Below are 13,243 nucleotides of genomic sequence, written 5' to 3'. Positions count from 1 at the left end.
GTCGAAGGCCGCCGCGTCGCCCGGCACGTCGGCGATCAGGTTGCCGGACGCGATGTAGGTCGACACGTCCGCCGCACCGAGGCTGGTGGCGATCGCACGCAGGCGCACCATCGGCAGCGTCGCTCCGCCCACGTTGACCGCCCGCAGCAGGATGATCCGACCCGTCATGCGCCGATGAAAGCACAACGGGCCGCCACCAGAAGGTGACGGCCCGCTGACTGGTGTGGTCTAGAAATAGTGCCTTCTGCCACCGACGCCGCGGTCCATGGATCCCAGGATCCACAAAATGGCACCGACGACGACCAGAATGGCGCCGATCGTGTACAGGATCGAGATGTTCAGCAGGGCGCCCAGAATCAACAGAACGACTCCAAGAATGATCACAGCTTTTCCCTTCCTCCCGAGGCCGGCCTTCGCCGACCTGACTGAACGATGACGGTACCCACACCTGCAGGAGTCCGCAGATCGCCGTTGACGCACCCGTCGTCATCACCAGAGTCCTATTCTTGAGGTCGTGGATGATCAAGCCCGACCAGCGATCGCGGACGTGGTGGCGAATCGTCGATGGCTGGTGCTCACTGGCGCGGGTGTCTCGACCGACTCCGGCATCCCGGACTATCGCGGGCCCGGGTCCATCCCCCGCACGCCCATGACATACCAGGAGTTCATCGCGTCGACCAGGGCGCGTCGGCGGTACTGGGCGCGTGCGCACATCGGCTGGGGCCGGATGACCAGCGCCGAACCCAATGCCACGCACCGTGAGCTGGCCCACCTGCAGAGCGCTGGCCGACTCATCGGGCTGATCACGCAGAACGTCGACGGCTTGCACGGTCGCGCCGGTCACCGCGATGTCATCGACCTGCACGGCCGGATCGACCGGGTGGTCTGCTTGGACTGTGGTGATCGCAGCAAGCGGTCTCACCTCCACGATCGGCTGGCAGCGCTCAACCCGGGGTTTGCCGACCGCGAGGCGATCGCGGCCCCAGATGGCGATGTCATGGTCGAGGACACCGCTTCATTCCTGCTCGCCACCTGCGAGATCTGCAACGGACGACTCAAGCCCGACGTCGTGTTCTTCGGCGAGAGCGTGGCCAAACCAGTGGTCCAGCGCTGCTTCGACCTCGTCGAGCAGGCGGAGGCTCTGGTCGTGCTCGGCTCGTCGCTCCAGGTGATGTCGGGACTGCGATTCGTGCGGGCCGCGGCCCGGCGTGGCATTCCGATCGTCATCATCAACCGCGGACCCACGCGGGCTGACGATCTCGCGACCATCCGTGTCGACGGCGGCTGCGCCGAGACCTTGGCTCAGCTCAGCTGGCGGATGCGGACCGTCTCGGGAAGTCCAGCCAGCTCGATCAGTACCTCGGCGCTCACCTCGGCCGCCACATCCGTCACGACGTAACCGTTCTCGCCACGCGTCGACAGTGACTGCGCCTCGATGTTGACGCCCCGTTCGCCGAGCAGGCCGTTGATGGTGGCCAGAACACCCGGAGCGTTGCGGTGCACCAAGGCGATGCGGTGGCGGCCCGGGACGGCAGCCAGGTTGAGCTCAGGCAGGTTGACGCTCAGCGACGTGCTGCCGAACTCGGTGAACGAGCGCAGCTTGGACGCCACGAAGCGACCGATGTCCTGTTGCGCTTCCTCGGTCGAACCGCCCACGTGCGGCGTCAGGATGACGTTCGGCAGACCGCGCAGGTCAGACTCAAAGGCATCGCCCTGCCGCTTGGGCTCGATGGGGAAGACGTCCACGGCCGCGCCCGCGATGTGGCCGGATTCGAGGTGCTCTCGCAGTGCAGCCGTGTCGACAGCGATGCCGCGCGACAGATTGAGGAACAGCGCCCGCGGCTTCATCTGGCGCATCTCCTCGGCACCGAAGAGACCTGCATTGCCGGGACGGCCGTCGACGTGCAGCGTGACGACATCTGCCTCGGCCAACAGCTCCTCCAACGTCGAGCAGCGCTTGGCATTGCCCAGCGCCAGCTTGTCGTCGATGTCGAAGAAGATGACCTTGAGACCCAGCGCCTCGGCGATGACCGACAGCTGGCTGCCGATGTTGCCGTAGCCGATGATGCCCAGCGTGCGCCCGCGGACTTCGTGGCTACCGGCGGCGGACTTGTTCCACACGCCAGCGTGCATGTCGGTGGACTTCTCGTGCAGGCGCCTCGCCAACGAGATGATCTCGGCGATGGCGAGCTCGACCACGCTGCGGGTGTTGGAGTATGGGGCGTTGAACACCGCGATGCCGCGCGCCGACGTGGCGGCCATGTCGATCTGGTTGGTGCCGATGCAGAACGCGCCGATGGCCAGCAGGTCCGGCGCGGCGTTCAGCACCTTCTCGGTGATGTAGGTGGTCGAGCGGATGCCCAGCAGGTGCACGCCCTGGATGGCTTCGATCAGCTCGTCCTCGCCGAGCGCGCCGTCGAGCGCCTCGACCTGGTAGCCCTTGCCGCGCAGGAAGTCGGCGCCGTCGGTGTGGATGTTCTCCAGCAGCAGGACCCGGACGTCAGTGTCCTCGAGACGCTCGTTGAGCGACACAGCAGCAGTGTTCATGGTCATCATCATCTCGGTGGTCTCCAGGTCAGCGGGTATCGGGGGCTGACCGGGGCCCAGGCGAACGGTCCCGATGTCGATGCCGCGGTCGCTTCCTGGTGGAGATCCACCTGAACGCCAGTCGCGCCGCTTGCGAGGAGTCTACGTGGTGAAGTGCGCCAGCGCCTCGGGCGGGAGCTCCTGATCGAGGTTTGCAAGGCGCACCTGGCCCTGCGCGATCAGCTTGCCGTCCTGAAGACGCGAGTCCACGTGCCACAGCTGCTGGCTGCGGCCTCGGTGAATCGGCGTGGCCGTCACCGTGATGACGTCGCCGACAGCCGCCTGGCGGATGAAGTCGGTGGAGTTGTTGGTGCCCACGACAACCCCCTTCGTGCCCAGCCACACTTGGCCAGCGACGCTGGCGGTCGATTCGTGCACGGCGCAGTAGACGCCACCGTGAGGGATGCCGAAGGGCTGCAGATGCTCGGGGCCGATCGTGAAGCACACCACGACGCGGTCAGCGGTGACCTCGACGTGCTCCACCCCCAGCAAGCCGTCCAGTCCGCGGAGGTCAGTCATGGTCTGAGTATGCGCCCCCGCCCCCGTTTTATACCCTAGGGGGGTATACTGGACGTCCAGCCAGACCAAGGAGATCAGCCAGATGCAGGACATGTCATGAGCACCGATGCTGCGGTTCCGGGCTACAGCGACGACAAGACCGCCGTCCTGGCCCGCCTGCGCCGGGTCGAGGGGCAGGTACGCGGCCTGACCCGCATGGTCGAGCAGGACATCTACTGCATCGACGTGCTGACCCAGGTGTCAGCGACCACCCGAGCCCTCGAGGCGGTCGCCCTGAAGCTGCTCGACGAGCATCTCACCCACTGCGTGGTCGACGCGGCCCGCCAGGGCGGGCCGGAGGCCGATCTCAAGATCCGCGAGGCGTCCGACGCCATCGCCCGCCTCGTGAAGGCCTGACCAACCACCAAGGAGCATCCGTGACCACCACCAGCACCTATCGCGTCACCGGCATGACCTGCGAGCACTGCGTGCGCGCCGCGACCGACGAGATCACCGTCCTGAACGGCGTGAGCGCCGTGACGGTCGACCTCGTGGCCGGCGGAACCTCGACCGTCACGGTCATCAGCGCCGACGCGCTCGACGACTCATCCGTCGCCGCCGCCATCGACGAAGCCGGCTACGCACTCGCGTGAGAGGAAGGCCACCATGAGCAAGCACACCCTGGACGTCCACGGCATGAGCTGTTCATCATGCGCGCTGCGTGTGGAGAAGAAGCTCAACAGGATCGACGGCGTCACTGCCAGCGTCAACTACTCGACGGAGCGGGCCAGCATCGACGCGCCGTCCGGCGTCGACGTCCAGACCCTCATCGACACGGTCGACGCCACGGGCTACTCGGCCACGCTGCGCGGAGACGAGACCGCTGAGCACGCTGGCGGCGGTCTGCACGGGATCGAATCGGTCCGACGACGCTTGCGCATCGGCATCGTGCTGACTATTCCGGTCGCGCTGATGTCGATGGTTCCGCTGCTGCAGTTCGACGGCTGGCAATGGGTGGCACTCGTGCTGGCCACCCCGGTGGCGCTGTGGTGCGCCTACCCGTTCCACTGGTCGGCCGTGCTGAACGCCCGTCACGGCGCCGCGACGATGGACACCTTGATCAGCCTCGGCGTCAGCGCCGCGTACCTGTGGAGCCTGTGGGCGCTGTTCTTCGGCGACGCCGGGCGCATCGGCATGACGATGACCTGGTCCTGGAGCGGGGGAGGTGCCGACGAGATCTATCTCGAGGTCGCCAGCGCGGTCACGGTGTTCATCCTGGCCGGCCACTACCTCGAGGCCAACGCCAAGCGTGAGTCCAGTGCCGCACTGCGGGCCCTGATGGATCTGGGCGTCGACGAGGTGCACGTCCGCCGAGACGGCGCCGAGCACACGATCTCCGTCGCCGATCTGGCCACGGGCGACGAGTTCATCGTCCGGCCCGGCGAGAAGATCGCCACCGACGGCGACGTCGTCGAAGGCTCATCGGCTGTCGACGCCTCGATGCTCACCGGCGAGCCCGTTCCCGTCGAGGTCACCCTCGGCGACACCGTCACCGGCGCGACGGTCAACCAAGGCGGTCGGCTCGTGGTGCGCGCCACCGCAGTGGGCGCCGACACGCAGCTGGCGCAGATGGCCCGTCTGGTCGAAGAAGCACAGGAGGGAAAGGCAGACGTCCAACGCCTCGCCGATCGCGTCTCGGCCTGGTTCGTGCCGGCCGTCATCGTCCTGTCGCTCGGTACCCTGGCCGCTTGGCTGACGTTCGGGGACAGCACGCAGCACGCGTTCACGGCAGCCGTCGCCGTCATGATCATCGCCTGCCCCTGCGCCCTCGGTCTGGCGACGCCAACAGCACTGATGGTCGGCACGGGCCGCGGCGCGCAGCTCGGCATCCTCATCAAGGGGCCACAGGTCCTGGAATCCACCCGCGTCGTCGACACCGTGGTGCTCGACAAGACCGGAACGGTCACCACCGGCCGCATGGCGGTGACCGGAATTCACCCGGCACCGGGCGTGGCCATCGATGACCTGCGGCGCATCGCCGCCTCGCTGGAGCACGCCTCGGAGCACCCCGTGGCCCGTGCCATCGCAACGCTCGCCGATCCGATGGCTGTCGAGGACTTCGCCAACCATGCCGGTTTCGGCGTCACGGGAACCGTCGAGGGGCGCGCCGCCACGGCCGGGCGACCCAGCTGGTTGCGCGAGCGCGGCATCGAGGTTCCAGCCGACGTCCCTGGTGTCGCGGTCGCGTGGGACGGCGTCTTCCGGGGCGCGATCAGCGTCGCCGACACGGTCAAGCCCACGTCGGCCGCCGCGGTGGCCGACCTGCGCCGCCTGGGACTGGAGCCGGTGCTGCTGACCGGCGACGCAGGTGCCGTGGCCGCGCGAGTGGCCGAAGAGGTCGGCATCGATCGCGTGATCGCCGACGTCACCCCAGAGGACAAGCTGCGCACGGTGCGCGAGCTGCAGTCCGAGGGCCGCACCGTCGCCATGATCGGCGACGGCATCAACGACGCCGCGGCGCTCGCGGCTGCCGACCTTGGCATTGCGATGGGCACGGGGACCGACGTCGCGATCCAGGCCTCCGACCTGACCCTCGTGCAGGGCGACCTCGCGACGGCCGTCGTCGCGGTGCGCCTGTCGCGCGCCACGCTGCGCACCATCAAGGGCAATCTGTTCTGGGCGTTCGCCTACAACGTGGCCGCGATCCCCTTGGCCGCCGCCGGCTTGCTCAACCCGCTCATCGCTGGCCTCACGATGGCCTTCAGCTCAGTCTTCGTCGTGACCAACAGTCTGCGTCTTCGCCGCTTTCACTGAACGGCGATGCAGCGCTCCTGCACGGGGTACCCAGCGGAACGTGCGTGTGCACGCGGTGCCGGATTAGCATCACACACATGACGTCCGAGCCGCTGCTGATCATCGAGGGAACTCTCACCGTCCGCGAGGGCGACGCCGTGTCCGATGGAGCCATCGCCAGCATCAAGCTGGTCGATGCCGCTGGCGAGGTGCTTTCTGCGACCGCGGTGCGGGCCCATGAACTTCCTGTGTCGTTCACGCTGCACGCCGATCCGGCGTTCCTGACCGCCGACGGCGAGCTTCTCCTGTGGGCCGCACTGCGCACCGAGGTCGGCCTGTGGGGAACAGCTGACCTGGTTCCTGTCGCCGACGACACCCCCGAGCTGGTGCTGCCGAAGATCGACGGCTGATGGCCGCGGAGCCGGTCCTCGGCCGCATCGCCCTGCTGCTGCGCCCGTATCGGGCGAAGATGACATGGGTCGCCATCGCGGTCGTGTCCGCCGCAACCCTCACCTCGATCGTCCCGTTCCTGACCAAGGCGGTCTTCGACCAGGCGCTCTTCCCGCCCTCCGGCGGCCCACAGCTGCGGCTGCTCGGCTGGTTGGTGGTGGCCATGTCCATCATTCCGGTCATCACGGCGTCGATCGGCATCGTGCAGAACTGGCTCACCTCGACCATCGGCAACTCGGCCATGGCGGATCTGCGCAGCGACTTGTTCGCGCACTTGCAGAAGATGGAGCTGGCCTTCTTCACGGCCACCAAGACCGGCTCGATCCAGTCGCGCCTCGCCAATGATGTGGCCGGGGTTCGCACCGTGCTCACCGACACGGCCACCACGATCCTGCAGAACTCCGTGACCGTCATCGCGGCCTTCGTGTCCATGGTCATCCTGTCGTGGCAGCTGACGATCCTGACCCTGATCGTCATGCCGCTGTTCGTGTTCATCCAGCTGCAGGTCGGCAAGCGCCGCCAGCGGCTGGCCAAACGCACGCAGGAGTCACTCTCGGAGATGACCGCCATCACCGAGGAGGCGCTCAGCGTCTCCGGCATCTTGCTGTCCAAGGTGTTCAACCGCGCGGACTCCGAGGTGCGCCGCTACCGCGAGGCGAATCACCAGCAGACCCGCCTTCAGGTCGATCAGGCCATGGCTGGCCGGGCCTTCTTCGCGACCGTCCAGACGTTCTTTGCCATCACCCCGGCGCTGATCTATCTGGCCGCCGGCCTCATGCTCACCGGATCCTTCGGCGGCGCCAGCATCACGGCTGGCACTCTGGTGGCGTTCACCACGTTGCAGGCGCGACTGCAGATGCCCTTGCTGCAGCTGATGCGGGTCACCCTCGACGTGCAGACGTCGGTGGCTCTGTTCCGCCGCATCTTTGAATACCTCGACCTCGAACCCGCGATCACTGAGCGGCCCGGTGCCACCCAGCTCACGGGCCGCGCGCTGCAAGGGGAGATCGAGTTCCGACATGTGTCGTTCCGCTACCCCGAACCCCGCAGCCTTTCCGGCACCGTGAATCGCGACCGCTTCGGCGACACTGGCGTGCGGATCGAGCGCGAGTCCGACCCAGTCGGATCCCGGTGGGCGCTGACCGACGTGTCGCTGCGGGTCCAGCCCGGGCAGCTGGCCGCGATCGTCGGCCCGTCCGGTTCGGGCAAGACCACGGCGACGTACCTGGTGCCCAGGTTCTACGACGCCACCGACGGCGCGGTGCTGATCGACGGTCACGACGTCCGCGACCTGACGATGGGTTCGGTCGCCGAGGCCGTCGGCATGGTCACCCAGGAGCCGTACCTGTTCCACGGCACGATTCGCGACAACATCGCGTACGCCCGTCCAGATGCCACCGCCGAGCAGATCGAGCAGGCTGCTCGGGACGCCAACATCCACGACCGCATCCTCACCTTCGCCGAAGGGTACGAGACCATCACGGGCGAGCGGGGCTACCGGCTCAGCGGCGGCGAGAAGCAGCGTCTCGCCATCGCTCGCGTCCTGTTGATGGACCCGCGGGTGCTCATCCTCGACGAGGCCACCTCAGCCCTCGACACCGAGACCGAGCGGCTCGTACAAGATGCCCTGGATCGCGCCACGCACAACCGGACCACGATCGCGATCGCTCACCGGTTGTCCACGATCCAGAATGCCGACGTGATCTTCGGACTCGAGGACGGTCGGTTGGTCGAGCAAGGAACCCACGACGAGCTGCTTGCAGCGGGCGGCCTCTACTCCCGCCTGTACGTCGAACAGTTCGGCTCTGGTCGACGTCGTGTGGCGCAGGATCCGCCTGACGAGCGGCGGTCCGACATCCGCATCTAGAGGGCCAGGCCGACGTACTTGGTCTCCAGGTACTCCTCGATGCCCTCGGCACCGCCCTCCCGGCCGTAGCCGCTGGCCTTGACACCGCCGAAGGGCGCCGCGGGATTGGAGACGACGCCCTGGTTGATGCCCACCATGCCGGTCTCAAGCCCTTCGTACACCCGCACGACCCGGGCGTGATCCTGCGTGAACGCGTACGCCACGAGGCCGTACTCGGTGTCGTTGGCCATGTCGATGCCCTCCTGCTCCTCGCTGAAGGTGAAGATCGGCGCGACGGGGCCGAAGATCTCATCGGTCCAGATCTTGGCGTCGCGGCTCACCGTCGTCAGAACTGTGGGTGGGTAGAAGGCATCACTGCCGAAGTCTTCGGCGCTGGGCTTCTCGCCACCGGTCACGACCGTCGCGCCCTTGGCAACCGCATCGTCCACCAGATCGGCCACCTTGTCGCGCTGCGTCTGGTCGATCAGCGGACCGACCTCGACGCCCTCGGCGGTTCCGCGTCCGATCTTCATCGCGCCCATCCGCTCGGCGAGCTTGCGGCCGAATTCCTCGGCCACCGACTCGTGCACGATGAATCGGTTCGCTGCGGTGCACGCTTCTCCGACATTGCGCATCTTGGCCAGCATGGCGCCGTCGACGGCGCGGTCGAGATCGGCGTCATCGAAGACCACGAAGGGCGCATTGCCGCCGAGCTCCATCGAGACGCGCAGCACGCCCTTGGCACTCTGCTCGATCAGGCTGCGGCCCACCGGCGTCGAGCCAGTGAAAGTCAGCTTGCGCAATCGCGGATCCTCGATCAGTGGCCCCATCACGTCGCCGGTCGTGGAGGTGGTGACGACGTTCAGCACGCCGTCGGGCAGACCGGCCTCAGCCAGCAGGGCCGCCAGCCGCAACATCGTCAAGGGCGTCTGCTGTGCCGGCTTGACGACCATGGTGCAACCGGCGGCGATCGCGGGCCCGATCTTGCGGGTGCCCATGGCCAAGGGGAAGTTCCACGGTGTGATCATCAGGCACGGACCGACCGGCTGCTTGAGGGTCAACAGACGGGTCAGCCCGTTGGGTGCCACCGAGTAGCGCCCCGAGATCCGCACCGCCTCTTCGCTGAACCAGCGAAAGAACTCCGAGCCGTAGGCGATCTCGGCCTTGGACTCGCTCAGCGGCTTACCCATCTCCAGCGTCATCAGCGTGGCGAGCTCGTCGGCATGCTCGGTGATCAGCTCGAACGCCGAGCGCAGGATCTCTCCGCGATCACGCGGCGCGGACGCAGCCCAGTCGGCTTGGGCGGAGACGGCAGCATCCAGGGCTGCTGCGCCGTCGGCGACGGAGGCATCGGCGGTCTCGACCAGCGTCGCGCCCGTGGACGGATCGATGACCGGGAGGGTCTTTCCTGCTTCAGCATCGCGCCACTGACCGCCGATGAACAGCTGCGGGTGAACCGCGTCGATAACTCGTTGCTCGGCCGTGGACACCTGCGAATCGCTCATGCCGTCACTGTAGAACGGACCCCTCCGGGTCGCACGTTCCGCGCCATGCTCGAAGCACCTCGTGCACCAAGCTCGAGACCTTGTGCCCGACCTGGTCTGCGGTCAGAAGAAGTCGCCCGCGGCGGCGGCAGGCGGTGTGGTGTCGTCGTGCGCCATGGGCGTGAACCGCGAGTAGTGGCCCTGAAAGCTGACAGCCACCTTGGTGGTGGGGCCCGATCGGTTCTTGGCCACGATGATGTCGGCCTCGCCGAGCCGCTCACGCGACTCGCCCCCACCCGCCTCGTCGCCCTCGCGCTGGCCGCGATGCAGCAGGAGAACGACGTCAGCGTCCTGCTCGATGGACCCCGATTCGCGCAGGTCAGAGATCATCGGCGTCTTGTCGGTGCGCTGCTCCGAGCCACGGTTCAGCTGGCTGATCGCAATGATCGGCACGTCGAGCTCCTTGGCCAGCAGCTTGATCTGGCGAGAGAACTCCGAGACCTCGACCTGCCGGTTCTCGACCTTCTTGCCCGATGTCATCAGCTGCAGGTAGTCGATGACCAAGATGCCGAGGCCATGCTCCTTCTTGATGCGCCGTGCCTTGGAACGGATCTCCGGCATGGTCATGTTGGGGCTGTCGTCGATCACGATCGGAGCACCGTTGACCTTGGTGGCCACGTTGCCGATCTTGCGCCAGTCGCTGTCAGACATCTGGCCCCCCCGCATGGCGCTGACGTTGACCTTGCCCTCGGCTGACAGCAGACGAGTGGTGATCTCAGAGGCCGTCATCTCCAACGAGAAGATGGCCGATGGGATCTTGTGCCGGATCGAGGCGGATCGACAGAAGTCGAGTCCGAGGGTGGACTTGCCGACGCCGGGACGGGCTGCCACCACGATCATCTGCCCACCGCGGAAACCGGTGGTGACGCGATCGAGGTCGGGGAATCCCGACGGCACGCCATGCACCTCCCCGGTGCGCTTGCTGAGCTCTTCGATCTCGTCGATGGTGGTCGGGATCAGCTTGGAGATCAGCGAGTAGTCGTCGGCGTTGCGCGATCCGTCGACGTCGAGCACCTCGGCCTGAGCCCGGTCGACGATGTCGGCGAGATCGCCCTGACCGGCCTGCCCGAGCTGGGCGATACGTTGGCCCACCTCGACGAGACGCCGCAAAACGGCCTTCTCGCGGACGATCTGGGCGTAGTAGTCGACGTTGGCAGCAATGCTGACGCCCGAGACGAGCGTGTGCAGATAGGGCGCTCCGCCAGCGCGGGCCACCTCGCCGCGGCGCTGTAGCTCCGCGGCCACCGTGATGGCGTCGGCCGGCTCGCCGCGCGCCGCGAGGCCCGTGATGGTGTCGAAGATCAGCTCGTGCGCAGGACGGTAGAAGTCGCGGCCCTGGATGGTGTCGGCGGCTGGATCGATGGCGTTCTTGGACAACATCATGGCGCCCAGAACACTTTGTTCAGCGGCGACGTCCTGCGGCGGCACGTACGCTCCGGCGGCTGCGTCGCCGGTGTCTGGTTCGTACAGGTCCGCCACGCTCATCGAGCTGCTACCTCCCTGGTCGGTCTTCCATGTCACGCTACGCGCCTCTACCGACAGATCCGTGCAGTGTTCGACCGGGGGCTGCGCCCTGAGACTAGGTGCCGGGGGGCACGATCGTGAAGCCCGCGACGCACAGGCCGTGTGGGCAAGTCGAGAGTCTCGGTGGAAAACGCCGCAGCGGTTGTGCACGAGGCGTGGACAACCCTGTGGACGGAGCGAGCAATGAGCCCCGGCTCGCCGCTCTGAACTGCGCGGACCTTGAATTCAGGCTGTGGACAAATAAAAAATGGCCACCATCGTGAATCAGTCGCCTGCAGCGGCTCGGAAACCGACCGAGGTCCAGTCCGGACCCAGGAACTGCGCCGGCCCATAGTTGGCAATGGAGCGGTTGGTCAGCCAGAACTGCGGCACCACTCCGAGCGGCACCAACGGGACATCGCCGAACAACCGCTTGTCGAGCACCTCGATCGCCTTCGCCCTGTCGTCGTCGTCGAGCGCGGAGATCGCCTTGTCCCACACGGAGGCGAGCTTGTCGTCCTCGACGCCCGTGAAGTTTTGTCCCGAGTCGATCGGGTAGAACAGCCGCTTGGTGTCGACCACGGGAAACGCCCCGCCCTGGTGGGTGAAGGTGGCCAGATCGAAATCCAGCGGGATGATCCGATTGGTGAAGAACTCGTCGTCGGGAACGGTCTGCAGGGTGACCTTGATGCCCACTTCGGCGAGCTGGTCGGCGATCATCGCGGCGCGTGTCCGGCTGGTGCTCGTCTTCGCTGGCACCGGCATGTCCAACGTCAGGGCCTTGCCCTTGAGGGTGCGGACCGTGCCCGTGTCTGCCATCTCCCAGCCGGCGTCATCGAGAAGCTGGCCCGCCTTCGCGACATCCGGCGCGATGAGGTCGGACTGGTCCACGTATCCACGCTGACCCGGCAGCAGGACGAAGCTGCCCAGCACCTGCGACGGAGTACCGAGGGGTTTGGTCAGTGCGTCAGCGAGCGCGCGACGGTCCAGAGCCAGCGCGACGGCACGACGCACCGCGACGTCCTTGAGGGGACCGGCGGCGCCGTTCATGGTCAGCTGGGTCCACTCCGTGCCCGTGGCGCGCTGCACGACGACGTCCTCGTCGAGCTCGGCGTCGTCGATGTCCGCGAGCTGGCTCGAGGACACGTCCGTCGCATCAAGATCGCCCGCACGCAGAGCCTCGAGCTGGATCTCAGGGGTCGCCGCCTGCCAGGTGATCTGCTTGAGCCGGGGCTTGGTGCCCCACCACTGCGGATTGCGCTCCTGCACGACCTGGCCAGTGTCTCGATCGATCGAGGCGACGCGGAACGGGCCATTTGACGGGATCGGCCGGTCGGCGAAGGCGGCGTTGAACGTTTCTGCCTCGTCCGAGACGCTGGCCGGCAGTGCTGGATAGATGTACCGCGGCCAGTCGGTGGTCGGGGCGTCGAACGTGACGGTGTACGCAAACTTTCCGTCCGGCGTGACGTCGTCGATCTCGTCGAACCCTTGGGTGCTGCGCACCTCGAACTTCGGGTCGGAGCCGTTCTGCGCCTTCCAGAACGCCACCATGTCCCGCGCCACGATGGGCGTGCCATCTTGCCAAACCGCTTTGCGGTTCATCTCCACGCGGATGGTGAGCGGCTTGCGGTCGACGATCTCGACTTCACGCGCGTAGTCGGGATCGACCTCCCATCCACCGTCCGCCGTGATGCGAACTGCCGACCCCACCGTGGGGTCGAGGAGGCGATCAACCTCCGATTCGCCGTTCGAGGAGTGCTGGGGGTTGAAGTTCTCCGGCAGCGCTGGGGTGGCCAGTCGCAGCGTCCCGCCGGCGGCAACTCGCTCGCGATCGACCGGCTCCCACCCCACTGGCGTCAAGTCCGGGACTCTCGCGGACGGCGGATCCTGGGGGCTGTCGCCGTCTCCGGGCAGGAGACTGCACCCGGCCACCAGAATACTGGTGGCCAGGAGACACATGAGGCGGCGAGAGGATCGCACGGTCAACCATGGACGACGGACCGGCACTCGCGGAGGCGACCAC

Annotated in this window: 13 protein-coding genes and 1 riboswitch; of the genes, 6 read left to right on the top strand and 7 right to left on the bottom strand. The window is 67.0% G+C overall.

Going from position 1 to position 13,243, the window contains the following annotated elements; genetic code table 11:
* A partial coding sequence (locus WB508_RS03540; RefSeq protein WP_423843500.1) for a DUF1697 domain-containing protein occupies nucleotides 1-168 on the bottom strand: 168 nt, incomplete at its 3' end.
* Between the two features lie 60 nt (nucleotides 169-228).
* On the bottom strand, nucleotides 229-384 hold the full coding sequence (locus tag WB508_RS03535) for a DUF6131 family protein (RefSeq protein ID WP_423843498.1): 156 nt from the start codon (nucleotides 382-384) through the stop codon (nucleotides 229-231).
* 130 nt (nucleotides 385-514) lie between these two features.
* Between WB508_RS03535 and WB508_RS03530 the strand changes: the two genes are divergently transcribed.
* A complete protein-coding gene (locus tag WB508_RS03530) occupies nucleotides 515-1,399 on the top strand; it encodes an NAD-dependent protein deacetylase (RefSeq protein WP_423843497.1) in 885 nt (294 codons plus the stop codon).
* Here the strand turns inward: WB508_RS03530 and serA are convergent.
* Both serA and WB508_RS03520 read right to left on the bottom strand, forming a co-directional pair.
* Complete coding sequence (gene serA, locus WB508_RS03525) at nucleotides 1,303-2,547, bottom strand: phosphoglycerate dehydrogenase (protein WP_423843496.1); 1,245 nt, start codon at nucleotides 2,545-2,547, stop codon at nucleotides 1,303-1,305. The two genes, WB508_RS03530 and serA, sit on opposite strands and share 97 nt — an antisense overlap.
* A gap of 47 nt (nucleotides 2,548-2,594) precedes the next feature.
* Nucleotides 2,595-2,682, bottom strand: a riboswitch (ZMP/ZTP riboswitch).
* Nucleotides 2,683-2,688: 6 nt separating this feature from the next.
* The gene (locus tag WB508_RS03520; RefSeq protein ID WP_423843495.1) at nucleotides 2,689-3,105 is read right to left on the bottom strand and encodes a PaaI family thioesterase; all 417 of its coding nucleotides are present in this window, start codon (nucleotides 3,103-3,105) and stop codon (nucleotides 2,689-2,691) included.
* Between the two features lie 96 nt (nucleotides 3,106-3,201).
* Between WB508_RS03520 and WB508_RS03515 the strand changes: the two genes are divergently transcribed.
* From WB508_RS03515 to WB508_RS03495, 5 genes are all read left to right on the top strand, one after another.
* On the top strand, nucleotides 3,202-3,501 hold the full coding sequence (locus WB508_RS03515) for a metal-sensitive transcriptional regulator (RefSeq protein WP_423843494.1): 300 nt from the start codon (nucleotides 3,202-3,204) through the stop codon (nucleotides 3,499-3,501).
* A gap of 20 nt (nucleotides 3,502-3,521) precedes the next feature.
* A complete protein-coding gene (locus WB508_RS03510) occupies nucleotides 3,522-3,737 on the top strand; it encodes a heavy-metal-associated domain-containing protein (protein ID WP_423843493.1) in 216 nt (71 codons plus the stop codon).
* A 13-nt stretch (nucleotides 3,738-3,750) separates the two neighbouring features.
* Nucleotides 3,751-5,898: a heavy metal translocating P-type ATPase gene (locus WB508_RS03505; RefSeq protein WP_423843492.1), complete on the top strand. Its 2,148-nt coding sequence runs from the start codon at nucleotides 3,751-3,753 to the stop codon at nucleotides 5,896-5,898.
* Nucleotides 5,899-5,975: 77 nt separating this feature from the next.
* Nucleotides 5,976-6,287, top strand: coding sequence for a YbaY family lipoprotein (locus WB508_RS03500; RefSeq protein WP_423843491.1), 312 nt, complete (start codon nucleotides 5,976-5,978; stop codon nucleotides 6,285-6,287).
* On the top strand, nucleotides 6,287-8,194 hold the full coding sequence (locus tag WB508_RS03495) for an ABC transporter ATP-binding protein (RefSeq protein WP_423843490.1): 1,908 nt from the start codon (nucleotides 6,287-6,289) through the stop codon (nucleotides 8,192-8,194). The genes WB508_RS03500 and WB508_RS03495 overlap by 1 nt, the downstream gene beginning before the upstream one ends.
* Here the strand turns inward: WB508_RS03495 and WB508_RS03490 are convergent.
* The 3 genes from WB508_RS03490 to WB508_RS03480 form a co-directional block, all read right to left on the bottom strand.
* Entirely contained in the window at nucleotides 8,191-9,678 is a 1,488-nt protein-coding gene (locus tag WB508_RS03490; protein ID WP_423843489.1) for an NAD-dependent succinate-semialdehyde dehydrogenase, read from the bottom strand. The two genes, WB508_RS03495 and WB508_RS03490, sit on opposite strands and share 4 nt — an antisense overlap.
* Before the next feature lie 102 nt (nucleotides 9,679-9,780).
* Complete coding sequence (gene dnaB, locus WB508_RS03485) at nucleotides 9,781-11,202, bottom strand: replicative DNA helicase (protein WP_423843499.1); 1,422 nt, start codon at nucleotides 11,200-11,202, stop codon at nucleotides 9,781-9,783.
* Between the two features lie 303 nt (nucleotides 11,203-11,505).
* Nucleotides 11,506-13,243, bottom strand: a 1,738-nt coding sequence (locus WB508_RS03480) for an ABC transporter family substrate-binding protein (protein ID WP_423843488.1), incomplete at its 5' end; no start/stop codon positions are given.

This window comes from Aeromicrobium sp. (assembly GCF_049586495.1).
GTDB lineage: Bacteria > Actinomycetota > Actinomycetes > Propionibacteriales > Nocardioidaceae > Aeromicrobium.
The sequence above is the reverse complement of the archived record's forward strand: the minus strand, read 5'-3'. Positions and strand labels throughout refer to the sequence as shown.